Annotated in this window: 27 protein-coding genes; 16 read left to right on the top strand and 11 right to left on the bottom strand. The window is 69.8% G+C overall.

Translation table 11 applies throughout. The features are described 5' to 3' along the window. Window positions 1-10: 10 nt before the first annotated feature. From tadA to ACW9TB_RS03695, 3 genes are all read right to left on the bottom strand, one after another. A complete protein-coding gene (tadA, locus tag ACW9TB_RS03705) occupies window positions 11-454 on the bottom strand; it encodes a tRNA adenosine(34) deaminase TadA (RefSeq protein WP_472746534.1) in 444 nt (147 codons plus the stop codon). A 129-nt stretch (window positions 455-583) separates the two neighbouring features. Continuing rightward, window positions 584-1,072, bottom strand: coding sequence for a tRNA adenosine deaminase-associated protein (locus ACW9TB_RS03700; RefSeq protein ID WP_472746462.1), 489 nt, complete (start codon window positions 1,070-1,072; stop codon window positions 584-586). Between the two features lie 16 nt (window positions 1,073-1,088). Further along, window positions 1,089-1,598, bottom strand: a complete 510-nt coding sequence (locus ACW9TB_RS03695) for a tRNA adenosine deaminase-associated protein (RefSeq protein WP_362688075.1) — start codon at window positions 1,596-1,598, stop codon at window positions 1,089-1,091. A 177-nt stretch (window positions 1,599-1,775) separates the two neighbouring features. Here ACW9TB_RS03695 and upp point away from each other — a divergent pair, with 177 nt between their 5' ends. From upp to ACW9TB_RS03670, 5 genes are all read left to right on the top strand, one after another. Next, the gene (upp, locus tag ACW9TB_RS03690) at window positions 1,776-2,414 is read left to right on the top strand and encodes a uracil phosphoribosyltransferase (RefSeq protein ID WP_472746461.1); all 639 of its coding nucleotides are present in this window, start codon (window positions 1,776-1,778) and stop codon (window positions 2,412-2,414) included. 170 nt (window positions 2,415-2,584) lie between these two features. After that, the gene (locus tag ACW9TB_RS03685) at window positions 2,585-2,815 is read left to right on the top strand and encodes a hypothetical protein (RefSeq protein ID WP_329087977.1); all 231 of its coding nucleotides are present in this window, start codon (window positions 2,585-2,587) and stop codon (window positions 2,813-2,815) included. A 324-nt stretch (window positions 2,816-3,139) separates the two neighbouring features. Beyond that, window positions 3,140-3,670, top strand: a complete 531-nt coding sequence (locus ACW9TB_RS03680) for a PH domain-containing protein (RefSeq protein WP_344742919.1) — start codon at window positions 3,140-3,142, stop codon at window positions 3,668-3,670. Window positions 3,671-3,799: 129 nt separating this feature from the next. Further along, the gene (locus tag ACW9TB_RS03675) at window positions 3,800-5,161 is read left to right on the top strand and encodes a helix-turn-helix domain-containing protein (protein WP_472746460.1); all 1,362 of its coding nucleotides are present in this window, start codon (window positions 3,800-3,802) and stop codon (window positions 5,159-5,161) included. A gap of 111 nt (window positions 5,162-5,272) precedes the next feature. After that, complete coding sequence (locus tag ACW9TB_RS03670; protein WP_472746459.1) at window positions 5,273-5,974, top strand: FadR/GntR family transcriptional regulator; 702 nt, start codon at window positions 5,273-5,275, stop codon at window positions 5,972-5,974. 66 nt (window positions 5,975-6,040) lie between these two features. Here ACW9TB_RS03670 and dnaN read toward each other — a convergent pair whose 3' ends face one another. The 3 genes from dnaN to ACW9TB_RS03655 form a co-directional block, all read right to left on the bottom strand. Beyond that, window positions 6,041-7,141: a DNA polymerase III subunit beta gene (gene dnaN / locus ACW9TB_RS03665; RefSeq protein ID WP_472746458.1), complete on the bottom strand. Its 1,101-nt coding sequence runs from the start codon at window positions 7,139-7,141 to the stop codon at window positions 6,041-6,043. A gap of 118 nt (window positions 7,142-7,259) precedes the next feature. After that, window positions 7,260-7,913 (bottom strand): response regulator transcription factor, encoded by a 654-nt coding sequence (locus ACW9TB_RS03660; protein ID WP_329093772.1) that lies wholly within the window; start codon window positions 7,911-7,913, stop codon window positions 7,260-7,262. Window positions 7,914-7,915: 2 nt separating this feature from the next. Next, on the bottom strand, window positions 7,916-9,448 hold the full coding sequence (locus ACW9TB_RS03655; protein WP_472746457.1) for a sensor histidine kinase: 1,533 nt from the start codon (window positions 9,446-9,448) through the stop codon (window positions 7,916-7,918). Between the two features lie 156 nt (window positions 9,449-9,604). Between ACW9TB_RS03655 and ACW9TB_RS03650 the strand changes: the two genes are divergently transcribed. The 8 genes from ACW9TB_RS03650 (at window position 9,605) to ACW9TB_RS03615 (ending at window position 16,805) form a co-directional block, all read left to right on the top strand. Next, window positions 9,605-10,504 carry an ABC transporter ATP-binding protein gene (locus tag ACW9TB_RS03650; RefSeq protein ID WP_472746456.1) on the top strand — a complete coding sequence of 300 codons (900 nt, stop codon included), beginning with the start codon at window positions 9,605-9,607 and terminating at the stop codon, window positions 10,502-10,504. Further along, entirely contained in the window at window positions 10,501-11,235 is a 735-nt protein-coding gene (locus tag ACW9TB_RS03645) for an ABC transporter permease (RefSeq protein WP_472746455.1), read from the top strand. Before ACW9TB_RS03650 ends, ACW9TB_RS03645 begins: the two co-directional genes overlap by 4 nt. A gap of 108 nt (window positions 11,236-11,343) precedes the next feature. Beyond that, window positions 11,344-11,925: a TetR/AcrR family transcriptional regulator gene (locus ACW9TB_RS03640; protein WP_472746454.1), complete on the top strand. Its 582-nt coding sequence runs from the start codon at window positions 11,344-11,346 to the stop codon at window positions 11,923-11,925. A 21-nt stretch (window positions 11,926-11,946) separates the two neighbouring features. Next, entirely contained in the window at window positions 11,947-12,699 is a 753-nt protein-coding gene (locus ACW9TB_RS03635; protein ID WP_472746453.1) for an SDR family NAD(P)-dependent oxidoreductase, read from the top strand. Between the two features lie 410 nt (window positions 12,700-13,109). Beyond that, complete coding sequence (locus tag ACW9TB_RS03630; protein WP_472746452.1) at window positions 13,110-13,853, top strand: phosphodiesterase; 744 nt, start codon at window positions 13,110-13,112, stop codon at window positions 13,851-13,853. 555 nt (window positions 13,854-14,408) lie between these two features. Next, window positions 14,409-14,984 (top strand): sigma-70 family RNA polymerase sigma factor, encoded by a 576-nt coding sequence (locus ACW9TB_RS03625; RefSeq protein WP_472746451.1) that lies wholly within the window; start codon window positions 14,409-14,411, stop codon window positions 14,982-14,984. Next, on the top strand, window positions 14,981-15,706 hold the full coding sequence (locus ACW9TB_RS03620) for an anti-sigma factor family protein (RefSeq protein ID WP_472746450.1): 726 nt from the start codon (window positions 14,981-14,983) through the stop codon (window positions 15,704-15,706). Before ACW9TB_RS03625 ends, ACW9TB_RS03620 begins: the two co-directional genes overlap by 4 nt. 73 nt (window positions 15,707-15,779) lie before the next feature. Continuing rightward, window positions 15,780-16,805 carry a CHRD domain-containing protein gene (locus tag ACW9TB_RS03615; RefSeq protein WP_472746449.1) on the top strand — a complete coding sequence of 342 codons (1,026 nt, stop codon included), beginning with the start codon at window positions 15,780-15,782 and terminating at the stop codon, window positions 16,803-16,805. A gap of 385 nt (window positions 16,806-17,190) precedes the next feature. On the opposite strand, the gene ACW9TB_RS03610 is transcribed toward ACW9TB_RS03615, so the two are convergent. After that, a complete protein-coding gene (locus tag ACW9TB_RS03610; protein WP_472746448.1) occupies window positions 17,191-17,607 on the bottom strand; it encodes a winged helix-turn-helix transcriptional regulator in 417 nt (138 codons plus the stop codon). Window positions 17,608-17,702: 95 nt separating this feature from the next. On the opposite strand from ACW9TB_RS03610, the gene ACW9TB_RS03605 reads away from it, so the two are divergent. Continuing rightward, a complete protein-coding gene (locus ACW9TB_RS03605; RefSeq protein WP_472746447.1) occupies window positions 17,703-18,635 on the top strand; it encodes an NADP-dependent oxidoreductase in 933 nt (310 codons plus the stop codon). Between the two features lie 14 nt (window positions 18,636-18,649). Here the strand turns inward: ACW9TB_RS03605 and ACW9TB_RS03600 are convergent, their stop codons facing one another. After that, complete coding sequence (locus ACW9TB_RS03600) at window positions 18,650-19,222, bottom strand: NADPH-dependent FMN reductase (protein ID WP_472746446.1); 573 nt, start codon at window positions 19,220-19,222, stop codon at window positions 18,650-18,652. 225 nt (window positions 19,223-19,447) lie between these two features. Here ACW9TB_RS03600 and ACW9TB_RS03595 point away from each other — a divergent pair, with 225 nt between their 5' ends. Continuing rightward, on the top strand, window positions 19,448-19,993 hold the full coding sequence (locus ACW9TB_RS03595; protein WP_472746445.1) for a GtrA family protein: 546 nt from the start codon (window positions 19,448-19,450) through the stop codon (window positions 19,991-19,993). 214 nt (window positions 19,994-20,207) lie between these two features. Here ACW9TB_RS03595 and ACW9TB_RS03590 read toward each other — a convergent pair whose 3' ends face one another. The 3 genes from ACW9TB_RS03590 to dnaB form a co-directional block, all read right to left on the bottom strand. Further along, window positions 20,208-21,056, bottom strand: coding sequence for a hypothetical protein (locus tag ACW9TB_RS03590; RefSeq protein WP_472746444.1), 849 nt, complete (start codon window positions 21,054-21,056; stop codon window positions 20,208-20,210). Next, window positions 21,053-21,565 (bottom strand): RNA polymerase sigma factor, encoded by a 513-nt coding sequence (locus ACW9TB_RS03585; RefSeq protein ID WP_472746443.1) that lies wholly within the window; start codon window positions 21,563-21,565, stop codon window positions 21,053-21,055. The genes ACW9TB_RS03590 and ACW9TB_RS03585 overlap by 4 nt, the downstream gene beginning before the upstream one ends. Window positions 21,566-21,668: 103 nt before the next feature. Further along, complete coding sequence (gene dnaB / locus ACW9TB_RS03580; protein ID WP_472746442.1) at window positions 21,669-24,527, bottom strand: replicative DNA helicase; 2,859 nt, start codon at window positions 24,525-24,527, stop codon at window positions 21,669-21,671. A gap of 496 nt (window positions 24,528-25,023) precedes the next feature. Between dnaB and ACW9TB_RS03575 the strand changes: the two genes are divergently transcribed. Next, window positions 25,024-26,292 (top strand): MATE family efflux transporter, encoded by a 1,269-nt coding sequence (locus tag ACW9TB_RS03575; RefSeq protein WP_472746533.1) that lies wholly within the window; start codon window positions 25,024-25,026, stop codon window positions 26,290-26,292. Window positions 26,293-26,509: the final 217 nt, after the last annotated feature.

Genomic DNA, 26,509 nt, shown 5'->3' with positions numbered 1-26,509 from the left:
CGGATAACCGCTATTGCTCGCGCATCCGTCGAGCGGTGAAGAACTCGGTGAGAACCGCCGCGCACTCGTCGGCCAGGACGCCCCCGAGGACCTCGGGCCGGTGGTTGAGGCGGCGGTCCCTGAGCACGTCCCAGAGTGACCCCGCGGCGCCGCCCTTGGGGTCCTCGGCGCCGTAGACGACACGGTCGACCCGGGCGAGCACGGCGGCTCCCGCGCACATGGTGCAGGGTTCCAGGGTGACCACCAGCGTGCAGCCGCTCAGCCGCCACCGGCCGCACGCCCTCGCGGCCCGCCGCAGGACGAGCATCTCGGCGTGCGCGGTGGGGTCGGCCGAGACCTCCCTGTCGTTTCCCGCGCGTGCCAGCACGGAGCCGTCGGGGCCCAGAAGGACCGCGCCGACGGGCACGTCTCCGCGCGCTCCGGCCTCGACGGCCTCCGCCAGGGCGAGCCGCATCTCCCGGACGTAGCCCACCGGTACCGGGCCGGTCACCGTACGCCCACCGCTCCGGCGCCGGGCCGGTCACCGTGCCGCCCCGGCGTCAGGCGTACGCCCAACGGCGGCGGGCCGGTCACGGCGCGTCCGTCACCGCAGGCGGTCGAGCTCGTCGGCGAACGCCAGCCGCTCGGCGATCACCGAGAGCGTGTCCGCGGGGAGCGCGCCCTCCTCCATGCTGAGCTCGATGAGCTCCTCCGAGCTGAGCCCGAGATCCTCCAGCAGCTCGAAGTCGCCCGCCGGCCGCACTCCCAGGTCGGGGGTGTCCTTGTCCACCGCCACCCCGGCGAGCTCGGTGAAGAGCTCACCCAGGTCGTCGGAGAGACCCGCGTGGGCGTCGGACAGGAACGTGCGCGGCTCCAGGTCGCCCTGGTATCGGACGATCGCGAACCACTCGTCCTCCACCTCCACGCACAGCAGGGCGAGCTCGTCACCGGTGAGCCCTAGATGTTCCTGGACGGCGTCGCCGAGGTCGTCGGCGATCTCCGCCTCGCTGAGGTCGACCTCCGCACCGTTCCAACCGTCCGTCGTACGGACGAAGGCGGCGGAGAACACGCTGTTGGATGGTCTGGAGGGCATGGCCGATCTCCCGAGGTCAGCCGAACACAGAGTCGATGGCGCGTTCGAACGGCTCGGAGAACCCCAGCCGCGCGGCGATGCTTGACAGGACGTCCTCGGGGAGGAGGTCGATATCCCCTGACAGGATGCCGAGCTCCATCTCGTCGAGGCCCAGGTCCGCGAAGATGGACAGGTCCCCCGCGGGGAGCGCCGTCTCCTCGTCCTGGAGGATCGCGTCGAGTTCGTCCTCGTCGGGAACCGGCACGTCCAGGTACTCCAGTGCCTGCTGGGCGAGCGGGAAGTCCCAGGACGCGGCGATGTCGGAGAGGAACACCTCGACCCTCTCGCCGAAGACCCGTAGCGCCACGAAGAACTCATCCCCAACGGCGACCAGGCCAATCGTGCCGTTCATGCTCGGCTGCTGGCGCAGGGCGTGGATGAGACCCTCAAGGTCGGAGGTGAGGGACACCGGGAGCATCTCCGCCTCCCAGCGGTCGTCCTCCCGGTAGATCACGATGGCAAAGTCCAGCGAGTCTTCGTCTGACATGGCCATCCCCACCGAATGCTTTCTCTACGGAGGTCAATGCTTTCAGAAGCGAAGCACTGACGTGGGCCTCTCCGACCAAATTGTGATCAAATCCGAGTGAGCGGGCGATGTCGAACGAGTGTGACCGTCATCCCCCGGCTTACCGCCGCCGACCGGGCCAGGATACCTTTGACCACCATGGAAACCCTGGTCGTCGACCATCCCCTGGTGGCCCACAAGCTGACCGCGCTGCGGGATGTGAACACGGACTCCCCCACCTTCCGGCGTCTCGCCGACGAGCTGGTGACCCTGCTGGCCTACGAGGCGACCAGGCACGTCCGCGTCACCGAGTGGTCGGTGGAGACCCCCGTGGCCCCCGCCAGGGGGGTGCGGCTGGCGCACCCGTACCCGCTGGTGGTCCCGATCCTGCGCGCGGGGCTGGGGATGCTGGAGGGCATGACCCGGCTGCTGCCGACGGCCGAGGTCGGCTTCCTCGGGATGATCCGCAACGAGTCCACGCTGGAGGCGGAGACCTACGCCACCCGCCTGCCCGAGGACCTCTCGGGCCGCCAGGTGTACGTGGTCGACCCGATGCTGGCCACCGGCGGCACGCTCGCCGCCGCGATCAAGTTCCTCTTCGACCGGGGCGCCGACGACGTGACCGCGCTGTGCCTGCTGGCCGCGCCCGAGGGGATCGCCCACCTCGACGAGTCCTTCGCGGGCACCGGCAAGCCGATCCGCCTGGTGACCGCGGCCCTGGACGAGCGGCTGAACGAGAACGGCTACATCGTCCCCGGGCTGGGCGACGCGGGAGACCGCCTCTACGGCGTCGTCTGAGGGCCCAAGGATCCGCTACCGGAGATTCCAGACCATCCTTTTCCCTTAAAGGATGGTTCTTCTACTCATCGACAGTTACATAATGTGGTTCCCCGGGTACTAAGCGTGGCGAAGACATCTCTTCTGTGTCCCCGGTCCGCCGAGGCCGCGGGCGCACACCAGGGAGAACCATGAGCGAGCGAATCATCCCGGACACCGAGCCGGACCCGTACGCGGACTTCAGCGCCGCGCTCAGGGACGAGTTCTCGGAGATCCATCCGGCGACCACGGTGACCCGCTGCATCGAGGCGGCCCACTACGGAGCGCTGGAGGTCGTCGGCCACGCCCATCCGGCGCTGGTCGAACGGATCGCCCGCAAGCACCTCGAGGTCCTCGCGCTGGTCGCGAGCGAGCGCGGGTGACGCGGGCGGCCGGGATGGCGGCGTGACGGGCGGGAAGTGCCCCGCGAGGGCCTCGGACGGGATCCTCGCGACGCGCACGAGACCGAATCAGCCGATGCGCTTTACCTCGGCATGGCCCTGGGTAATGTATATGGCGGGTGCAGTGGGTGAGCGGTAGTAGGAGGCCAAGGTGCAGGTCAAGAAAGTCCTAACGTACGGCGCTGTCGGATTTGTGGCGTTTTTCCTGTTCACACGACCAGGTGACGCGGCCAACGCTGTGAGGGGTGCCATGGACACGGTTTACACGGCGGCCGATTCTCTGGCCCAATTCGTCTCACATCTGTCATGAGGCTCGTGACCCACGGGGACTCCGCTCCCTCGTCGGTCAACCGCTACCTACTCCCCCACGAACACCAGGTCATCATGGTGCGGCGCCACCCGGCCGTGCTGCTTCGCGCGGTCGCCGAGGTCTTCGGCGGCCTGATCCTCGCCGGACTGCTGAGCAAGTGGTTCGGCGACCAGGGCGGAGGCGGCGTGCTCGTCGTCGTCTGGTGGGCCTGGCTGCTGCTCCTGATCCGCTTCGTCTGGAAGGTCGCCGAGTGGTCCGTCGACTACTTCGTCGTCACCTCCAAGCGAATGCTGCTCACCACCGGGCTGATCACCCGCAAGGTCGACATGATGCCGCTCGGCAAGGTCACCGACATGAGCTTCCAGCGTTCGATCCTCGGCCGCATGCTGGGATACGGCGAGTTCGTCCTGGAGTCGGCCGGTCAGGACCAGGCGCTGTCGAGGGTCAACTACATCCCGTACCCGGAGACCCTCTATCTGGAGGTCTGCCAGATGCTCTTCCCCGGGGGTAACGACTCGGACGACTAGCATCCGTGTCCGCGGTAGCGGGGGCCGTTGACACTTTCCGGTGAGGATTTTTCACTCGGGGTTACCTGATTCGACCGCTTCATGCAATCATGGCGAGAACGTTGACCATCCCCCGCCCTGAGAGATCAGATGCCGAGTCAGGGAACCATCGGTGACCGCGTCCGCGGACTGCGCCTGAGCAGGCGTATGTCCCAGGCCCAGCTCGCAGGGCCGGACCTTTCCGACAGCTATGTCTCCCTCATCGAGTCCGGCAAGCGGACGCCGACCCCCGTGGTCGCCCGCCTGCTGGCCGAGCGATTGGGGTGCACCACCGAGTTCCTGCTGCACGGGATCGAGCCGCGCCAGCGCATCGACACCGAACTCGGCCTGCGCCACGCGGAGCTGGAGCTCCTCCACGGTGATCCGTCCGTCGCGGCGGATCGCTTCGGCGAGATCGTCAAGGTCGCCGGCGAGGAGAACGTCATGCTGGCCGCGCACGCGCGGTTCGGCCGTGCCCGCGCGCTGGAGACCCAGGGCAAGATCGGCCCGGCGGTGAAGGCGTTCGAGCGGCTCCGCCGCGAGGCGTCCGCCCACCCCGAGCGCCTGGCCGACCTGCCGCTGGCGGTGGCCCTGAGCCGCTGCTACCAGCGCGCCGGAGACACCCTCCGCGCCCGCGACCTGGCCGTCCACGCGCTCGGTGAGATCAACCGGCTGCCCCTGTCGCAGGGGGAGATCGCCGTCGAGCTGGCCGCCTCCCTGATGGAGACCACCGGCACCCGGGGATCCGGCTCGCCGGGCATGTCCTACGTCCGGAACGTCCTGTCGGTCAACGGCGTCCCCGCCGCGGTCAACCGCACCGCGGAGATCCACGCCCTCTGGCAGGCGAGCGTCACCGCCGCCGACGGCGAGGACTCGGCGCTGGCCGTCCGTCTCGCCGACGACGCGATCGCGACCGGGCGCCCGGCGCGGATGGCCTCGCAGCTCGCCCTCATCGCGATGGACTGGGCCCGTCTCGCCGCCTCCACCGGTGACGGGCCGCTCGACGAGGCCCGCGAGTTCGCGGCCGCCGCGAGCGAGGTCTTCGCCGTGTTCCCCGAGCACGTCCACGAGTACGTCAAAAGCCTTGTCGTGCGCGCCCACGTCCAGTTGGGGGCGGGCGACACCCAGGGCGCGGTCACCCTGGCCACGACCGCCCTCGACATGCTGGACGGGCAGGCGAGCCCGGTCGGGGCGACCGCACGGCTGGTCCTCGCCCGTGCCGCGCTCGTCCGCGGTCAGGGCGGCGAGGTCACGACGGCCCTCGGCACCGCCAAGCAGGCGCTGAGCGACATCCGGTACGAGCTTTCCGGTCCCGACCGGGAAGCCGCGCGGGTCTGGCGCGAGCTCGGCGACCTGTACGGCCAGGTCGGTGTGGTCGACGAGCAGACCGGTGCGTATCGTAAGGCTCTTGAGGCTGCCGGAGTGCGCGACGCGATGGTGGGCGTGACCGTCGATTCGGCTCTGGTCCGTTAAGACGGGGTCCCGCCTTCTGGAGTTCCAGATTTGTTTTTGTGCCTCCGGAATAACTAGGGTCTACCAGTCATTGATTCGTAGGATGATTGGTTTCTCCGGAGGAGGCGGACGGTGAGTCTGCGTACGGCGCAGCGAGCATCCCTCGTCGACCAAGTGATCGATCAACTCAAGGAGCAGATCACTTCTAACTCCTGGCAGATGCACGCGAAGATTCCTACCGAGACCGTGCTCGCCGAACAGCTGGGGGTCGGGCGTAACACCGTGCGCGAGGCGGTGCGTGCCCTCACACACGCCGGTCTGCTGGAGTGCCGCCAGGGCGACGGGACGTACGTCCGGGCCACGAGCGAGCTCTCCGGGGCCATGCTGCGGCGGCTGCGCACCGCCGAGCAGCTCGAAATCCTGGAGGTGCGGCGCGCGCTGGAGGTGGAGGCCGCCAGACTGGCCGCCACCAGGCGCACCGAAGCCGACATCGCCGGGATCGAGGCGGCACTGGCCGAGCGGGAGCGGGCCTGGGAGCTGGGAGAGCCCGACGCGTTCGTCGAGGCCGACCTCGCCTTCCACATGGCGGTCGTCCGCGCCACCCACAACCTCGTGCTGATCGATCTCTACGAGGACTTCTCGGCGGCGCTGCGCGCCAGCATCACCGCCGCGGGCACCTCGCTGAACAGCACCCTGAACAGCACGTACATCCCGCACGAAGCGATCGCCCGTGCCATCGCCGTCGGTGACGCCGCCGCCGCCGAGCGCGCGGGCCACGCGTGCATGGAGCACATCCTGATCGCCCTGACGGAGGAGCAGGAACTCTCTCTCTGATCCTCGTTTTCTCATGCCGAGGGCCCCTCACCGTTCAGACGGTGAGGGGCCCTCGGCATGAGGCGATCAGGTCAGGCGCAGGGACATCACGAGGTAGCGGAACGAGGGGGCGGCGTCGCCGGGAACCTCCGTGACGAGGGCCGGGCGGCTCGGCGACTCCATGTTGAGCCGGACGAACTCAGTCTCGACCCCGCTCAGGCCGTCGAGCAGGAACTGGGACTGGAAGGCGATCTGGATGTCGCCGCCGGACAGCTCGGCGTCGACGACCTCGGTGCCCCGGCCGATGTCGCCGCCGCCCGCCTGGATGAGGACCTGCCCCTGGGCGAAGGAGAGGCGGACCGCGGTGTTGCGCTCGGCGACCAGCGCGACCCGCTTGATCGCGTCGATGAACGGCGCCACCGGCAGGTCGGCCCGGATCGACCAGTCGTCGGTCAGCCGCGAGCGGTAGTCGATGAACTGCTCGTCGAGCAGGCGGACCGTGGTGGCCCGGCCGACGCTCTCGAAACCGGCCACGCCGTCGCCCAGCGCCACCGACACCTCGCCGCCGCGCAGCGACTTGGCCACGTCGACGAGCACTCGCGCTGGCACCATCGCGGCGGCCGTGGTGCCGGCCGTCTCGGGGCGCCAGCCGAACTCCCTGGCCGCGATGCGGTAGCGGTCGGTGGCGGCCATGGTCACGTCGTCGCCGGAGATGTCGACCCGGATGCCGGTCAGCATGGGGAGGCTCTCGTCGCGGCTGGCCGCCGGGGCCACCTGGCCGACCGCGCTCGCGAAGGCCACGCCGCCGACCGCGCCGATCTTCGGCGGCATCTCGGGGAGGGAGGGGAAGTCCTCGACCGGCATGGTCAGCAGGCCGAACTCCGCGCTGCCGCAGGTCAGCACCGCTTCGGAGCCGCTGGTGAGGACCTCCACCACGTCGCCGGGCAGGCTGCGGGTGATCTCCGCGAGGATCCGGCCCGGGATCAGCACCCGGCCGGGCTCCGCCACGACCGCCTCGACCGAGACGCGGGCGGAGACGTCGTAGTCGAACGCCGACAGCACGAGGTCGCCGTCGTCGGCCTCCAGGAGCAGGCCGGAGAGCACGGGAATGGCCGGTCGGTTCGGCAGCACCCGGGCCACCCAGGCCACGGCGTCGGCCAGGACATCACGGTTAACCTGGAACTTCACCTGATCATCCCTTCGTCCCGAACGGCACACCGGGCGCGGAAGCCGTACTTCAACAGCACGTTATCCGCTGAGACCGACAGAACCGTTACGCGGCCGGGGAAAAAAGGGGAGGGGGAGGTCAGCCCCGGGCGGCGTTGAGGTAGGTCAGGACGGCGAGCACGCGGCGGTTGTCGTCGTCGGAGGGGGCGAGGTCGAGCTTGGCGAAGATGCTGGCCGTGTGCTTGCCGACCGCGCTCTCGCTGAGGAACAGCCGCTGGGAGATGGCCGCGTTGGAGCGGCCCTCGGCCATCAGCTCCAGCACCTCGCGCTCGCGCGGGGTCAGCGCGCCGAGCGGCTGGTGCCTGGCGGTGCTGGCCAGCAGTTTGGCGATCACCTCGGGGTCCATCGCGGTGCCCCCCGCGGCGACCCGGCGGACCGCGTCGACGAACTGCTCGGCGTTGAAGACCCGGTCCTTGAGGAGATAGCCGATCGCCCCCGAGCCGTCGGCCAGCAGCTCTCGCGCGTACAGCTGCTCGACGTGCTGGGACAGCACGAGCACCGGCAGGCCGGGGACGGCCCGGCGGGCCGCCAGCGCGGCCTGGAGCCCCTCGTCGGTGAACGTGGGCGGGAGGCGTACGTCGACCACCGCCACGTCGGGCCGCAGACCGGTCAGCGCCCCCAGCAGCTCGGGCCCCGACTCCACGGCGGCCACCACCTCGAAGTCGTGTGCCTGGAGGAGGTGGACCAGGCCGTCGCGCAGGAGATACAGGTCTTCGGCGATGACGACTCTCAGGCTCACCGGCCCAACCATAGGCGGGTCGGCAGGACCTCCGCCAGCCGCTGCTGGCGGGCGTGCATGACGGGGATGAGCATGCCCGCGGCGTACATGGACAGGCCCAGGAGGATGTTGAAGACGATCAGCGGCCACTGCAGCAGCTCGGGCAGGTAGAGGGCGAGGAACCAGCTGCGGTGCTCGGCGCCGAAGAGCTTCATGATCATCGTCACCAGTCCCTGCGGGAAGAGCGGGAGCCAGCCGATCCCCCAGCAGATCCCGACGATGACGGCCTTGCCCCGGGGCAGGGACGGCTTGCAGTCCGGGCTCTTCTCCCTCAGGGCGTTGGGCAGGTCGAACGTGGCGGTGGTCGGGCCGCCCCGCGGGCTGCTGACCGCGAGCACCCCGTCGAAGGCCGCCAGCCTGCGCTCGATGCCGCGCAGGCCGCTGCCCTGGGCCGGGTCGGCGCCCCCTGAGCCGTCGTCGGTGACCACCACGCGCAGCGCGTGGTCGTTGGTGCTGATGTCGATCCATACCCGCTCGGCGCCGCCGTGCCGGGCCGCGTTGGTGAGGAGCTCGCTGATCGAGAAGTAGGCGGCCGACTCCACGGGCGAGTCGGGGCGGGTGTCCAGGTCCACGGTGACCGTGACCTTCAGCGGGCTGTCCAGCGCCAGGGCGCGCACGGCGTCGCCGAGGCCGCGTTCGGCCAGGACCGGCGGGTGGATGCCCTTGACGAGGTCGCGCAGCTCGACGAGTGCCGTGGAGGAGGCCTCCCTGACCTTGCCGAGCAGGGCCTTGGCCGCCGCCGGGTCCTTGTCCATCAGCTCCTCGACCGCGCCGAGCGTCATGCCCATCGCGACGAGCCTCGCCTGCGCCCCGTCGTGCAGGTCGCGCTCGATCCGCCGCAGCTCGGAGGCCTGGGAGTCGACCGTCGCCAGGCGCGCCTGGTCGAGCCGCTGCACCCGCGCCGCGAGCACGGACCTGGCCGTGGGGGACAGCAGCAGGTGGTTCCATCGCGCGTACGCCCGCAGCAGTCGCGGGGTCGCGGCCAGCGCGGCGGCCGAGGCGCATCCCAGGGCGAGGGGCAGCGCCACCGGGGCCGCGGCCCACCACGCCAGGACGGCGCATCCGGCCAGGGTGAGGGGCAGCAGCGGGACGGCGTAGACGGCCAGCGGGTTGAGGAAGAGCCAGAGCCCGTCCCGCCAGGTGGCCGGGTCACCGATGATCCACTTCCAGCGGTTGTTCCAGTCTGGCCACTTCGGCGTCTTGTAGAGCTGGCGCTCGTGGCGGTACCAGCCGTCGGGCTGGGGCCGGGCCGGCAGCGGCGGGGGCAGGTAGGGCACCGGCACGGCGATCCCGAACCACGTGCCGTTCAGCCTTCTGGCGAGCGCGGTGCGGTGCCGGACCAGGTGGGCCGTGGGGGGAAACATGAAGACCATCCCCAGGCCGAACGCCAGCACGAACCCGACCAGGGTCAGCGCCACCAGGACGACGTCCACCAGCGCCGCCGCCCCCAGGGCGAGCGCCTTTCCCACCGCCACCGCGTATGTCCTCATGGCTCCAAGTGTCGGTGATCCGGCCGGGCGTGCCCAGTGGTGGCGGACGCCGCGGAGGGGTGGAGGTAGCCACACCCCCGGCGGGTGCCTGGCCCGCTCCCGCCGGGGACGTAGACGGATTCTCCGCGAGCGGCGCGGCTCGTAGCGTCGTTGGGCATGAAGGTCATCGAGGTCAGCAACCTCCGCAAGCGGTACCGCGACAAGCTGGCGGTGGACGACGTCTCGTTCACCGTGGAAGAGGGCGAGATCTTCGGCGTTCTCGGCCCCAACGGCGCCGGCAAGACGACCACCGTGGAGTGCGTCGCCGGCCTGCGCGTCCCCGACTCCGGCACCGTCAGCGTGCTCGGAGGTCTGCACCGCGGCGAGCTGAAGGAACGGCTGGGAGTCCAGCTGCAGAGCTCCACGCTGCCGGAGAAGCTCAAGGTCTGGGAGGCGCTCGACCTGTACGCGTCCTTCTACCGGACCCCGGCGGACTGGAGAGCGCTGATCGAGCGCGTCGGGCTCGCCGACAAGCGCGACACCCCCTACGGCAAGCTCTCCGGCGGCCAGCAGCAGCGGCTCTCGATCGCGCTGGCCCTGGTCGGCAACCCCCGCGTGGCGATCCTGGACGAGCTGACCACCGGCCTCGACCCCCAGGCGCGCAGGGACACCTGGGAGCTCATCGAGCGGATCCGCGAGGACGGTGTGACGATCCTGCTCGTCACCCACTTCATGGAGGAGGCCGAGCGGCTCTGCGACCGGCTCGCGCTGATCGACTCCGGCCGGGTGGTCGCGATGGACAGCCCGTCGGGCCTGATCGCCAGGGTCGGCGGGCGCCAGACCGTCAGGTTCCGGCCGTCCGGGCCGCTCGACGACTCCCGGCTCGAAGCCCTGCCCGAGGTCACCGGGGTGAGCCGCAGCGGCGGGCAGGTCGCGGTCACCGGCACCGGCAACCTGCTCCTCGCGGTCACGACCGTCCTGTCCGCCGCGGGTGTCGTACCCACCGACCTGCGCGTGGAGCAGGCCACCCTCGACGACGCCTTCCTCAGCCTCACCGGAAAGAAGATCTCCTCATGAACAAGATGCTCCTGACCGAGGCCAAGCTCTTCCTGCGGGACCCGGCCGGTCCGATCTTCGCGGTGATGCTGCCCCTCGTCCTCCTGCTCGCGCTGGGGCAGATCCCCGGCTACCAGGAGGCGGTTCCCGAGCTGGGCGGGGAGCGGGTCATCGACACCCAGCTGCCCGTCATGATGGTGATCCTGGCGGTGGTGACGATGGCGCTGACCGTCCTGCCCGCGACGCTGGTGACCTACCGGGAGAGCGGCGTGCTGCGCCGGATGTCCACCACCCCGGTCAACCCGATCCGGCTGCTGGTCGCCCAGGTCGCCAACAACCTCGTGGTGGCGATCGTCGCCACCGCCCTCCTGATCGGTCTGGGCTATCTCGTCCTCGGCTCGGTCCCGCCCAGGAGCCCGCTGGCCTTCACCGGGGTGTTCGTGCTCGGCACGGCCTCGATGCTGAGCCTGGGGCTGCTGATCGCCGCGGTGGCGCCCAACGCGAAGGTGGCGCCGGGCATCGGCTCGCTGCTGATGTTCCCGCTGATGTTCATGGCGGGGATGTGGATCCCCCGGGACCTGATGCCCGACGTGGTGCGGCGGATCGGGGACTTCCTGCCGATGGCGCCGTTCGCCGACGCGCTCCGCGACACGTGGGCCGGGCAGGCGCCGCAGACGCTGCACCTGGTGGTGATGACGGTGACCGTACTGGTCATGGGCGGGCTGGCCGCACGGTTCTTCCGCTGGGAGTGACGGCCGCCGGGGGGGGCGGCGGGGCCGCCGGGGTCCGTCCTTTACGAGGGGCAGGGACGGACCCCGGCTTATTTGACTGTTCGTTCTAGATTGTTCTACGTTTCTCCCATGGCGAGGGCAAAGGAGTTCGACCCGGACGCCGCCCTCCAGGCGGCGCTCGACCTGTTCTGGGAGCGCGGCTACGAGGCGACGTCGGTGAGCGACCTGGTGGACCGCCTGGGGATCGGCCGGGCCAGCCTGTACGCCACGTTCGGCGGCAAGCACGAGCTCTACCTCCGGGCGCTGCGGCGCTACCGGGAGATCCGCCGCCCGCTGTACATGGAGACGCTCTCGCGTCCGGGACCCGCGCTTCCCGCCGTACGGGAGCTGGTGGAGGGCTACGTCCGCGACTCCGCGGGGGAGGCGGGGCGGCGGGGCTGCATGATCGGGAACGCGGCGGCGGAGATGCTCCCCGGCGACGAGCAGGTGGCCCGGTGCGTGGACGGCGACTGGACCGCGCTGGAGACCGCGCTGATGTCGGCGCTCACCCGGGCGCGGGCACAGGGGGAGCTGCCCGCGGAGCGCGACCCGCGGGCGCTGGCGGGCTTCCTGCTGGTCTTCCTCCAGGGGTTGCGGCTGACGGCCAAGGGGACGTCGGATCCGGTACGGCTGCGCGTCGCCGCCGCCCAGGCACTCACTATTCTGGACTGATCAATCCACTATGGAGTCATCATGAAATTTCAGGACAAGGTGGTTCTGGTGACCGGGGGCGGGACGGGCATCGGCAGGGCGGTGGCACGCGGGTTCGCCCGCGAGGGCGCCCGCGTCGTGGTGGCCGCCCGGGGCCCGGAGGCGCTGGAGCAGACCGTGAAGCTGATCGAGTCGGACGGCGGCCGGGCGTCCGCCCTCGTCGCGGACGTCTCCGACTCCGCCTCGGTCGCCGGGCTGGTCGAGCGGATCGTGGAGCGGCACGGCGGGCTGGACGTCGCGATCAACAACGCCGGGGTGTTCGCCATGGGCGAGGTCGCCGACCTGCCGGAGGAGGATTTCACCCGGGTCGTCGGCGTCAACCTGACCGGCACCTTCCTCGCGATGAAGCACGAGATCCCGGCGATGCTGGCCGGAGGTGGCGGGGTCATCGTCAACGTCACCTCCCAGGTGGGGACGCACAAGCGCATCCCGGGCCTCGGCGCCTACGCCGCCTCCAAGGCCGGGGTGACGGCGCTGACCCGTACCGCCGCCCTGGAGTACATCGGCCGGGGTGTCAGGATCAACGCGCTCAGCCCCGGCCCGCACGACACCTCGATGTCCATGCGACCGGGTGAGACGGAGGCCGACCGGGCCGAGCGGATCAGCCGGCAGCTCCCGATCGGCAGGGTCGGCTCGCTCGACGAGCTCACCGGCACCGTCCTGTGGCTGGCCTCGGAGGACGCGGCCTTCGTGGTCGGCGCCGACATCGTGGTGGACGGCGGCTCCACCGCCTGACCCGGCGGCGTCCCCCGCCCACGCGGTTCTCCCTGGTTCACCGCCTGACCGGAACCGCGAGCCTCCGCGCCCGGATACACCACCTGGCCGGACACCGCGCCTCCGCGCGGCTCTCCCGGGTCCACCACCTGATCCAGCACCGCGTGCCTCCGCCCAGTTCCCCCGTTCCGCCCTCGCCCGGCTCTCCCATCCCGTTCCACGTGGTTCTCCCGGATCCACCGCCTGACCGGACGCCGCGCGTCTTCGCCCGGCTCCCCCGTCCCGTTCCCGTGCGGCCTCCTCCACACAGTTCTCCCGCTTCATGCCACGACACGGTGCTCCCGATCACACCGGTTTTCGACATCCGGTGCGTTCTTCCCCTCCGTATCGGATGTCCGGCGATGGGAAGCCGGATATGTCACTCTTGATTGATGCTGATCCTGGCGCACGTAAGTGACGTCCACATCGACGGTTCCCCCCGCAGCATCGACAGGACCCGATCCGTCATGCGGCACCTGGAGAACCTGCCCGGTCCCCTGGACGCGGTCGTGGTGACCGGCGACATCGCCGACAACGGCCTGATCGAGGAGTACGAGATCGCGCGTGAGCTGCTGACCACGCGCTATCCGACGATCATCTGCCCCGGTAACCACGACGTCCGTCCGGCGTTCCGCAAGGCCCTGCTCGACCTCGACGAGGACGGCGACGGGCCGGTCAACCAGGTCCTCAGGCTCGACGGGCTCACCGTCGCGCTGTGCGACTCCAGCGTCCCCGGGCGGCCGGAGGGCTTCCTGGAGGACGAGACGGTCACCTGGTTGAACGGCGTGCTCGCCGAGACCCCCGACACCCCGGCCATCGTCGGCATGCACCACCCGCCGGTGTCGCTGGGCATCCCGTACGTGGACGCGATCCGGCTGCGGAACCCGGAGCGGCTGGAGGCGGTCGTGCGGCGGCACCCGCAGGTGGTGGCCGTCGTCACCGGTCACGCCCACACCGCGGCGAGCACCACCTTCGCGGGCCTGCCGCTGTCGGTCGCCCCGGGGGTCGTATCCACGCTGCGGCTCACCCAGGAGCTCGACGTCCCGGTCCCCGTCGACTACGACCTGCCGCCGCAGATCGCCATGCACGTCTTCGACGGCGGCCGTCTCATCACCCACGTCCGCCCGGTCCTGTGACATCGCCGACATCGCCGCGGCCCGCCCCACGGCGTGCCGCGGCCTGAGCGAGACCCGGCCTCCCGGTGTCCGCGACGCCTCGGGAGACCGGCCCGTCCGCATAGCCGGATATATCCGTCACGGCCGACGCACCGATCCGTACGCCCCGCCTCGGGAGGCCGGTCCGCGTCCCCGTTTCCGGCCGGGTGTTCCGCGCCCGAAATTAGCGTTGTTGCACCCTTATGCGAAGCTAGTTCGACTGATAATCGGAAAACAACACGATCTGTTGAACCCTCGGGGACCCGGCGCCGTACTGCCAGCCGACACCGGAAAATCGTCCGGCGGCCGAACCCGGGAGGGCACAGCGTGATCGTGGACGCCCCGCGGCGACCCGCTCCAGCGGGCACCGCCGTGATCGCGGAACCGCCTCCCGGCGTTCGCGACCACGAAAAGGCGGGCGATGCCACCCCCGCGCACCGATCACGACCGCCCGACGCGAACCGCGGGGCACACGTGATGACGCGGCAGGGCGCCTGCCAATCCCCGCCGGTCGATTCCCCCGGAGAGAACCTCAACGTGAAAGCCTCTTCCTGGTCCGGTGACCGGCGAAGCCGGTCCCGCCACCGTCTGCGGCCGGTCGAGCCTCCCGACGACGAGCTGATCGTCGCGGAGCTGTATCGGGCGTACCACCGGCCGTTGCTCTCCTTCGTCGTACGGCTCACCCGTGGCGACCTGCAGTGGGCCGAGGACGTGGTGCAGGAGACCATGGTGCGCGCGTGGCGCAGCGCGGACCGGTTCGACGCCGACGCGTCGTCCCTGATGCCTTGGCTTGCGACGGTCGCCAGACATATCGTGATTGACGACCAACGCCGTAAGGACGCGCGTCCCCACGAGGCGGGTGAGGGACCACTGGAGAGTGTGCCCATGCCCGATCAGATGGAAGATCTTCTGCGACAGGTCGTCGTGTCGGACGCGCTCAACTCGCTGTCCCCCGCCCACCGCGAGATCCTCAACGAGACGGTCCTGCGCGACCGATCGGTGAACGACGCCGCCGAGGCGCTCGGCATCCCCGTCGGCACGGTGAAGTCGAGGGCGTACTACGCCCTCCGCGCGCTGCGCGTCGCCCTTGAGGAGAGAGGGGTGACGGCATGACCTCGCAGGTGGAGCACACCGACGTGGGCGCGTACGCCCTGGGCATCCTCGGGGAGCCCGACCGGACGGCCTTCTCGCACCACCTGGCCACGTGCCCGTCCTGCACCGCGGAGCTTCGGGAGCTGTCCGGGGTGGCGGACGCGCTCGCCGGGATCGGGCCTCTCAGGGACGAGGGCGGCAGGGTCGGCGACACCGATGACAGGGGTCCCGCCGAGGTGGTCAGCCTGCTGCGCCGTCGCAAGGCGGCCGACCGGCGTGCCCGCAGGGGCACGTTCGTGATCGGCGCCGCCGCGGCCGTCACCCTGGTCGCCGGTGGGATCGCCGTGGGCACCACGATCTCCGGCGACGGCGGGAGCGTTCCCGTCGGCCACTCCGCGCACGGCCCCGCGGAAGAGGCCTACCGGGCCGGTACGCCGCTCTCGGGTACGGGCGCCTCCGGCGTCACCGGCGGCCTGGTGCTGGAGACGAAGGGCTGGGGTACCCACGCCGTCCTGGAGCTCAGGGGCGTCAAGGGGCCGCTGGAGTGCGAGCTGGTCGCCGTCTCCCCGACCGGCGAGCGGCGCGTGGTCACCGGATGGGCGGTGCCCGAGCGGGGCTACGGGGTTCCCGGCTCTCCCGAGTCGCTCTACGTGCACGGCGGGGTCGCCTGGGGACCGACCGGGATAGACCGCTTCGAGGTGCGTACGACCGGCGGGGACACCCTGCTCACCGTCACGGTCTGACCCGGCATCCTAGCCCTCCCCCGGAACGGGAGGGCATTTTCCGGGCCGTTTCCGTATGTGTACTTTTACGTATTTGAACGTTGAACCATTGCTGGCCGTGGGGCCGTACAACCGGCTGAAGAACGCAGCAGCCCCTTACAGCTACGAGAGGTTCACGATGTCCAAGCGCACCCTCACCGTCTCCGGCGTGGCCATCGCCGCGGCCATGCTCTCCGCGGCCCTCGCCCCCGTCGCGCAGGCCGGTACAGCCGCGGCCACGCCCTCCGATACCGCGAGCACAACGGACGCCTACTTCGCGGGCACCCTGATCGGGAAGAACGAGGTGCCGACCAGCGGCGGTCCCGCCGTCGGCGACAAGAACGGCAGGGCCCTCGCCGTGGTCCGCATCCGAGGCAACGAGGTCTCCTACGCCGTACGGTGGGAGGGGACGGACACCCCCACCGCGTTCCACATCCACCAGGGCAAGGCCGGTAAGAACGGCGACGTGAAGGTCGGCTTCTTCATGGAGGCCCTGCCCGGCGGCAGCAAGGCCATCCTCGGCAGCGTCAGGATCAACGACGGCGGCCTGCTGTCCGGGATCAAGAGGAACCCGAAGAACTGGTACCTCAACCTGCACACCGCCGAGTTCCCGGGTGGCGCGGTGCGCGCCCAGATGCACCGGATCAGCCCGACCAACCTGGCCAACGTGCTGGCCAGCGGCGTGCACCCCATCTACCACTCCAACGCCGACGGCCGCCAGGAGGTCCCGGCCCCCGGCAAGAAGGTCGGCGACCCGAACGGCCGCGCCGAGTGGCTCGTCGGCATCAAGGGCTCGAAGGTCTACTACGCCACCATCTGGGAGAAGCTCGCCGCCCCCACCAACGGGCACATCCACCGGGGTAAGAAGGGCAAGAACGGCGATGTCGTGATCGACTTCTTCGCCGACACGAACGGCCTGCCCAAGGGGGTCACCGGGATCGCCGGTACCGCGTCGGTGAAGTCCGACATCGCCCGGGGCATCAAGCAGAACCCGAAGAACTGGTACACCAACCTGCACACCACCGAGTTCGGCGGCGGCGCGGTGCGCGGCCAGCTCTACCGGTCCGGCGGCGGCTGGTAACCCGACGTCCGGGGATCACGCGGCGGCGACGAGTCCGGACGCGGAGGGGATCCACGATGGCCACAAGCCACCCGTGCCCCCGGAGACGACGGCGCCCGCCACACGGACCAACTCCGTGCGGCGGGCGCCGTCGCGCGTGACGGCCGACTCCGTGGGGCGACCGTCACGTGCGACGGTTTCCGTGCGGCGGACAGTGTGGCGGGCACCGCCAGGTATGACCGCGACTCTGTGGAACGAACACCGTCACGCGTGACGACCGGGTCCGTGCGACAGGCGCCGTCGCGTGTGACCGCCGGTGTAACTTCGGCTGCCACCCCCTCGGGCCGGTGGGGTGGACCGTGCGACAGGCGCCGTCGCGCGTGACCGCCGGTATAACCGGGTCCGTTCAGTCCGTCCGGACGGGCCCGGGTTCCACGGCCGCGCGGAGGTCGTAGAGCTCGCGGGCGGCCATGATCTCCGAGACGTGCTTCTCCGACCAGCTCTTGATGCCCTCCATCAGCGCGACCACGCTGTGTCCCAGCGGGCTGAGCTCGTACTCCACCCGGGGCGGGATCGTCGGGTAGATCGTGCGGATCACCATCCCGTCGCGTTCCATGTTCCGCAACGTCTGGGTGAGGCTCTTCTGGGTGATCCCGTCGAGCCTGCGGCGGAGCACGCCGAACCGGACCGGGCCGTCCCGCAAGGCGTCCACCAGCAGGCAGGTCCACTTGTTGGCGATCGCCTCCAGGACCCTCCGCGAGCCGCACTCCCTCAGGTACGCGTTGGCCGCGCCGTACTCTCGCAGGCCAGAAATGGTTTCCATAAGGTACCTATATCTCCAGAAGGTGCCTTCTTACAAAGGGATACCGGTTTCGTCGACGATTGGTCCCGACGAACTTCCCTTCAGAGGAGACCACGATGCGTGTCATCACCCAGTCCGTCGTCGGCGGCCCGTCCGTACTCGACGTCACCGAGACCGACCGGCCGGAACCGGATCACGGGCAGGTCCTGATCAGGGTCGGGGCCGCCGGGGTCAACCCGGTCGACGGGGCCGTCCGCGCCGGTCTCTACCCGCTGCTCGGCCCGCCGCCGTTCACCCTCGGCTGGGACGTCGCGGGCACGGTCGAGTCCACCGGGCCCGGCGTGTCCGCGTTCGCCCCCGGCGACGAGGTGCTCGGCCTGCTCGCCTTCCCCGGTGCCGGCAACGCCTACGCCGACTACGTGCTCGCCTCGCCCAACGAGATCGTCCACAGGCCCGCCGCCCTGCCCGTGGAGCAGGCGGGAGGGCTTCCGCTGGCCGGGCTGACCGCCTGGCAGGCGCTGGCCGGTATCGCCCGCCTCGGCGAGGGGCGGCGGGTGCTCGTCCACGCCGCAGGAGGAGGGGTCGGCCACCTCGCCGTCCAGGTCGCCGCGTCTCTCGGGGCGCACGTCACCGGTACCGCCAGGACCGCCAAGCACGACCTCCTGCGCGAGCTGGGCGCGGACACCCTGATCGACCACACCGCCGCCGACTTCGTCGCGGAGACCGAGCCGGTGGACGTGGTGTTCGACCTGGTGGGCGGTGAGTACGGGGAACGTTCCGCCGCCGCGCTCAAGCCGGGCGGGCTGCTCGTCGGAGCGGTGGGGAACAACCTCGGCATCACGCGGGAACGCGCGGCCGAGCTGGGCGTACGGCTCGCGGTGGTGAGCGTGCGCCCCTCGGCGGCCGACCTGTCACGGCTGACGGCCCTGGTGGAGTCGGGACGGCTCAGGGTCCACGTGGACCAGGCGCTGCCGCTGGCCGAGGTGGTCAAGGCGCACGAGCTCCTGGCGACCCGCCGTACCACCGGGAAGATCGTCCTGATTCCCTGAGGTGCCCGGCCCGGTCAGGTGCCGTAGGGATGGGCGCTCCTGCCCTCGCGCAGCGTCCGCGCCCACCAGGTGAGCTGGTCGAGCAGTACCTTGGCCGCGCCGTCGCAGCTCCGCGGGTCGGTCGGCGCCCCCGTGTCGTCGAAGTTCCTCCAGGCTCCGTGAAAGCTGACGGTGTCGCGGACGGTGACCGCGTGCAGCTCGGCGAAGACCAGGCGGAGTTGCTCGATCGCCCGCAGGCCGCCGGAGACGCCGCCGTAGGAGACGAACCCGACTGGCTTGGCGTGCCACTGCCGGTCGTGCCAGTCGATCGCGTTCTTCAACGAGGCGGGGAAACTGTGGTTGTACTCGGGCGTCACGACGGCGAACGCGTCGGCCCTGGCCAGCCTCGGGGTCAGTGCCCCCAGAGCCCGCGCCGCCTCCGCGCCGGGCGCGGCCCCGAAGCGGGGCATCACCATCGGCAGGGAAATCTCGGCCAGGTCGATGACGTCGACCTCCAGGCCCTCGTGTCGGCGGGCCCGGCCCGCGAACCATTCCGCGATGGTCGGGCCGAACCGGCCTTCCCGGACACTTCCCACGATAACCGCCAACCTGATCGGCTCCTCGGGCATGACGGTCCTCCGCTGGTCACAGTGGGTTTGTCCGCGCCTTCACGGCGCCGTGTGAACAGGTTCGTACCTCAACCATGGTTCACGTCAAGCCGGGATCGTGCGTCCGTGGAAATCGGCGTCCCGGTGACAGGTCATGGTCGTGCGACTTACCGGTTGACGATGGCAAGCCGTGTCCGGGGTGCCCGGCTGGTGAGAAGATCGGGGGTGCTCCGAATAGCAGACGCAGTACTCGCGAGGTTGCCGGGACCGCTGCACGCGCTTGCGCTGAAGCACCGTGAACCGCTGAAGTTCGCGGTGGTGGGCGGAACAGCGTTCATAGTGGACAACACGGTGTTCTACGGGCTGAAGCTCACCATTTTGGAACCAAAGCCGGTGACCGCGAAGATCATCGCGGTGCTCGTGGCGACGATCGTGTCCTACGTGCTGAACCGCGAATGGTCGTTCCGGACCAGGGGCGGCCGCGAGCGCCGTCACGAGGCGGCACTGTTCTTCCTGGTCAGTGGCGTCGGCCTGGTACTCAGCTCCGCACCGCTCTGGATCTCCCGGTACGTGTTCCGCCTGGAGACCCCGGACGTGAGCCTGGTGACCCAGGAGATCGCCGACTTCGTGAGCGCGCAGGTCATCGGCACGCTGATCGCCATGGTCTTCCGTTTCTGGGCGCTCAGGAAGTGGGTCTTCCCCGACGAGAAGCCCGAGTCCGGCGGCGTACGACTGGCTCCCACCCCCGATCGCACGGACGAGGCGGCCTGACGGCTTGGACCGCTTCACCCTGACCGCCGAACAGAACCCTCGTAAGCCAGGCATCACGGAGCGTCGTCAACCTTCACGATCAGCCGCGCTTGCTCTTCGTCGCCGGATGAGCTGGCGCGGCAAGCCGCGGCGGCGATGACCCGGAAGCGCTCCGGCTCCGGCGCGCTCGCGCGTCATCGCCGCCGGGATGGTCTCTCAGGTGTCGTGACAGCGCTCAGCCGCCGTCGGCGCACCCGGCTTGGGCGTCGCGATACCACGGAGAAGCCTCAGCCTGTCGGGGGCCGGCATAAACGACGACCTTCGTACGCCCCGACAGGACCACACCTGATGGCCACCACGCGTCGGGAACGTTCGGGCGAACTTCTCTCTTGGGCCCCACGCGGAAGGAGTCGATTCCCATCCCGCGCCTGGCGAGCTCACCGCGAAGCTTCCCTACCGTCATGCGCATGTAGGGCACGCAGTGCAGCACCTCTCCCGGGGCGCTGATCTCGCCGGTGGTGGTGTAGTTCTCCCCCTCCCTGGCGGGTCTGCCCAGGGTCACACCGGCGGGTCCCGCCAGATCGGCCGGAATCCTGAGCTTCACCGTGCAAGGGTCTTCGAAGGCCGGGCAGTTCGGGTCGGGGATCGGCTCGATCTGCGGAGTCTCCTCCTCCGTCGACGTGCCCTGACCACCGACCACCTTGCCCACCAGGCTCGGCGACACCGGCTCCAGTTCCAGCGTGACCGGCAGTCCACGCGCCCGGAACTCCTCGGCGTACTGTTCCGGCGCGGCGTACACGTCCTTCACGGTGACGATGTAGTCCTTGCCCGACCTGGTGAAGTCCAGCGCCTCCGCCGGTCGCGGCCAGACCACGACACCGAGAGCGGCCACGGCGATGACGGTGCCCGACGCCACGGCGAACATCGCCGGCTTCCACGTCCTCCCGCGTGGCACGGGCCGCGGCCTGGACGCGGCCATGATGTGCCGCGCGTGAGCCGCCAGATCCGATGGGTCGGCGCGCACGCCGGAGGCCGGATCGTGTGCCCGCAGCGTGGTCCTCAGCTGCTTGACGTCGTGGTTCATACGGCACTCTCCCCGAATCGCGGCTGGCGCTGAGGGTGGTCGGCGAGGGACTGTTCGAGTCGTCTGCGGGCGCGGTGCAACCGCATCGCGGCCGTCGCTCTGGAACAGCCCGCGACCTGGGCCGCTTCGCGGAGGTCGAGCCCTTCCCAGGCGACCAGCAGCACCAGCTCCCTGTCGCTCTCGCTCAGGCTGTTCAGTGCCGTCAGGGCCGCCTGTCGCGCGACAACCGCAACGGCGTGATCGTCGATGTCGCCGACATCGTGGACCGCGAACAGTCCTTCGCGCCTCCTCTCCTTCTTGACGAGGTTCCGGATCAGGTTCCGGGCCGTGACATACAGCCATGGCAGCGGCCGGTCGGGCGGTATTTCTCGATGCTTCTCCCACGCGATTCTGAACGTCTCGCTGGCGATGTCCGGGGCGTCGGCCGGACCGACGCGCCGCCACGCATATCGAAGGACCGGCTCATAGTGCTCCTGGAACAGGCGCGTGAAATCTGCTTCTTCATCCACAGTCACACCCCTTGTATGTCACCAGGCCGCCCAACATCACCGAGGACGACGCGACCGGGGGTGTCCGTTCGGCGGGTTCGAACGCGGACCCCGCACACGGGGTCTAGTGCGGAGCCATGTCGACGAAACGGCTGTAGTGGCCCTGGAAGGCGACGGTGACCGTGGCGGTGGGGCCGTTACGGTGCTTGGCCACGATCAGGTCGGCCTCGCCCGCCCTGGGCGACTCGCGCTCGTAGGCGTCCTCCCGGTGGAGCAGGATGACCATGTCGGCATCTTGCTCGATACTTCCGGATTCGCGAAGGTCGCTGACCATGGGCCTTTTGTCGGTCCGCTGCTCGGGACCACGGTTGAGCTGGGAGATCGCGATCACCGGGACCTCCAGCTCCTTGGCGAGGAGCTTGATGGCCCGGGAGATCTCGGAGACCTCGTTCTGGCGGCTCTCGGTCTTCTTTGGCGAGGACATCAGCTGCAGGTAGTCGATGATGACGAACCGCAGATCGTTGCGCTGCTTGAGGCGGCGGCACTTGGCCCTGATCTCCATCATCGACATGTTGGGCGAGTCGTCGATGAACAGCGGGGCCTCGGCCACCTCGCCCATCCGCCGGGCCAGCTTGGCCCAGTCGTCGTCGGTCATCGTGCCCGACCGCATGGCGTGCAGCGCCACCCGCGCCTCGGCCGACAGCAGGCGCATCGTGATCTCATTGCGCGACATCTCCAGCGAGAACACCACGGTCGTCATGCCGTGCTTGATGGCGGCGGATCTCGCGAAATCCAGACCAAGCGTGCTGTTGTGCGTTGGAATACCGGTTCTTCCAGCAAGGTACATATGGTCGACATTGTCGACTTCCACGCATCTCACCGGCGTTGAGGGCACCGGCCGCACATCGACGATGTATCGGACAAGCGTCGACGGATGGGCCACGGTAACCTGCCGCACAGCCTTGCGGGACAGGCGGAACACTTTGTCCGCCGCCGTAAAGTTGATCATGTAGTAGGTGGAGGAGGCGACGCTTCTGCCCTTGACAGCCCGCGTCTTCATCGTCGCCCGGTAACCGAGACTCAGAACCAGTTCGTAGGCGTCTTCGGCGAGTCTCCTGTTGGTGACCCCGAACTGGATCTGACCGTTGCGGCTGACGTATCCATCGGTGTCGAGAAGACCGGCGAGCAGGGCGCGCCGCTGCTGCTCGGAGGCTCGCAGGTAGATCCGAGGAATGTGCTTGTCGCCGAGGACACCAAGGGTGCGCAAGACGGCCTGCACCGTGCCGTGACGGTTTCGGCATGCCTGGCACTGCCTCAAACCACTGGACGGGCCACCGCAGTCGGGACACGTAGGTGCCGGCACCGGACTCGACACCAGGCGGGCCCTGCCTCCGCACGAGCGGCCACAGGTGCGCACCTGGGATGTCTGGGGCACGAACAGAGCACCGCAGACAGTGCACGGCCTTTCCGCCACAGGCGGCGGATGCGGCAGACCAAGCGAGTAGAGGAGATCGGAGCTCGTACGGGTGACCCGCACCCCTTCGGCTTCCAGGTTGAGAACGATCTCTGGGTCGACGGTGGTGAACCGGGCACCGTCTGTGTGACCGTCACCAAGCCATACTCCGAGCGCGTAGGGGGGCAACGGCAGATCCCGCTCGGGCAGGTCGAACGCCGCGGCGACGGCCACCGCGTGGTTCGGCCGCCTGTCCGCCGAGGCGCAGCGCAATGTGCGGGCGATCTCCTCGGTTGTCACGACGTCCTCGTGGACAGCGGTCATGGAGGCGTTCATCGGCTGGGACACCCGCGCGTACAGCGCTCCGAAGAGCTCCGTGCGCGAGTATGCCGGGGCGTTCCACGTGTAGCGGCGAACCGGGCCGGTGACGGGCATGGGCACCTTGCCCGACACACCGATCTCCTTTTGCACGGTGTGGAGAACGTTGCGGAACTCGTCTCCTAGAACCGACAGGGCTTCCCGGTGCGTGACAAGCCGGTCCGGCTCCGCCGCCGACGTCTCGTACACGCCCCTGACGTGCTCTATGGATTCTTCGGGCCAGTAAAGGGTCCGTCTGTTCTCCGAGTCCTGGCGACGACGCGCACGCGTGGTCGTCCGCCATTGGTGCTGAGCGTCCGCGACGATCACGGTGCCGTCGCTGAACTCCACCTCGTAACAAGGCCGTCCGTGCATCACCTCGGTCGCCGCGACCACCCGTGTCGGCTTGCCGTCCGCACCGATCAGGTGGTCACCCGGCTCGACCTCACGCATGGTCGTCCAGCCGCCTGGAGTGGGCAGCGGCGTGTCGAGGGCGAGCGCCTTGCCGATGGCGGGACGGGCGGCCACGACGATCATCTGGCCGGGGTGCAGGCCGTTGGTGAGGGAGTCGAGGTCCTGGAAGCCGGTGGGGACCCCGACCATCTGGCCGCTCCGGCCGCCGATGGCCTCCAGCTCGTCGAGGGCGCCCGGCATGATGTCGGCCAGGGGGATGTAGTCCTCGGAGGTGCGGCGCTCGGTGACCTTGTAGATCTCCGCCTGGGCGCGGTCGACGAGGTCGTCGACCTCCTCGTCCTGGCCGCCGTAGCCGTAGGAGACGATGCGGGTGCCGGCCTCGATCAGGCGGCGGAGGATGGCCTGCTCGCGGACGATCCTCGCGTAGTAACCGGCGTTGGCCGCGGTCGGGACGACGGCGGTCAGCGTGTGCAGGTAGGCGCCGCCGCCGATCCTGGCGACCTCACCCCGTTTCTGCAGCTCGTCGAGGATGGTGACCGCGTCGGCGGGGTCGCCCCGGCCGTAGAGGTCGGTGATGATGTCGTAGATGATCTGGTGGGCCGGACGGTAGAAGTCGTCGGACCGCAGGATCTCGACCACGTCGGCGATGGCGTCCTTGGACAGCAGCATGCCGCCCAGGACCGACTGCTCGGCCTCGATGTTGTTCGGTGGGGTGCGCTCGAATCTCGGCTCGAAGACCGGCGGCTCCGCGATGCTCACCACACACCCCCTCTTTCGAACACAGTTACGTTATCTCTATTTGTAGCCGATCGGTGTGACAGTTTCGCGGCTTCGCGCCCGGCTGGCAACGCGGCCTGTCGACAGAGGTGTGGATAAGCTGTGCACTTCTTCCCCAGAGGTGTGGGCACCCTGGGGACAGTTCTGTGGATAACTCTTGTCCACAGCTGTGGATAACGCCCTGACCAGCGGAAATGTCATCCACTGCCTGTGGAGAAAAGAAAGTTGGGGCGACACGCCGAAAGTCGCCCCAGATGGCATGGCCTGACGGGTTCATCCCCCCGAAGATCCACCCGGAGGTAAGAGGCACAATAGACATGTGCCTCTTACCCCGCGATCCGGTGGATCCGGCCGATCCCGCCGATCCGACCAGCCCGGCCGATCTGACCGGTCCCGCGGATCCAGCGCATCCGGCCGACCCGGCGGATCCGCCCCCTCCGACCCCTCCGGCCGGTCCGGTCGCGACCACGACCGGCAGATCCTGCGGCTGGCACTGCCCGCGTTCGGCGCCCTGGTGGCCGAGCCGCTCTTCCTGCTGACCGACAGCGTCGTCGTCGGCCGCCTCCCCGCCCCCGCGCTCGGCGCCCTGGGCGTGGCGAGCACGGTGCTGAGCTTCCTGGTGGGACTGTGCGTCTTCCTGGCGTACGGCACGACCGCGGCGGTGGCCCGGCAGATCGGGGCGGGCGAGACCGGGCGGGCGCTGCGGCAGGGGGTGGACGGTCTCTGGCTGGCCGCCGGGGTGGGAGTGGCGATCATCGTGGTCGTCTGGCCGCTGGCGCCCTCGCTGGTCCACCTGATCGGCGCGGAGGGCGAGCTCGCCCGGCAGGCGGTGACCTACCTGCGGATCAGCCTGTTCGGCGTCCCCGCCATGCTGCTGGTGCTCGCGGGCACCGGCGTGCTGCGCGGCATGCAGGACACCGCGACCCCGCTGCTGGTGTCGGTGGGGGCCTTCGCGCTGAACGCGGTGCTCAACGTCGTGTTCGTCCTGGGACTGGGCTGGGGGATCGCGGGCTCGGCCTGGGGCACGGTGCTGGCCCAGTCGCTCGCCGCCGCCGTCTACCTCCTCCTGATCCTCGTCCGGTACCGCGCGCCGTTCCGTCCCGACCTGACCGGCGTACGGGCGGCGGGTTCGGCGGGGATCGCCCTGATCATCCGTACGGCGTGCCTCCAGGTGGTGCTGGCCGTCGCGACCGCCGCGGCCACCCGTATGGGAGAGCAGCAGATCGAGGCGCACACCGTCGCCATCAGGATCTGGACCCTGCTGGCGTTCGCCCTGGACGCGATCGCCATCGCCGGGCAGGCGATCACCGGCCGCGCGCTGGGCGCCGGTGACGTGGCGGGAGCACGCGGCGCGACCGGGAGGATGGTGATCTGGGGAGTCGGCTCGGGCGTGCTGCTCGGCCTCCTCGTGGTGGTGGCCAGGCCGTTCGTGCCCGCGCTGTTCGACGCGGGACCCGTCGTCACCGCGGAGTTGCTCGACCTGCTCTGGGTGGTGGCCGCCCTGCAGCCCGTCGCCGGGGTGGTCTTCGTACTGGACGGCGTGCTGATCGGCGCCGGGGACCGGCGCTACCTCGCCTGGGCGGGGGTGTGGACGACGATCGCCTACCTGCCCGCCGCGTTCCTGGTGGACCTCGGGGACGGCGGGCTGGTCGCGCTCTGGCTGGCGCTCGGGCTGTGGATGGCGGCCCGGCTCGTCACCCTGTCGACGCGGGCGTACGGCACGGCGTGGCTGGTGGTCGGCGGCTGAGGCGGCCGGACGCCTATCGCGGCGACGGGCGGTTCTCACCGGTGACGGAGGGTGTCTCCGACAGGTGATCCGGGCGTGACACTGTGGTGTCCACGACGTGATCGGATAGCCCTTGTCCTGCGGAACTCTCCTACGGCACTGTGAAGCGAGTCTCGCAATACCGGGTTACCAGCCCATCACGATTGGTCGCGTCGTGCCCGAAGGTCCTTCCTCCTCG

The organism is Streptosporangium sp. H13245 (assembly GCF_055690525.1).
This window is presented reverse-complemented; position numbering and strand designations above follow the sequence as displayed.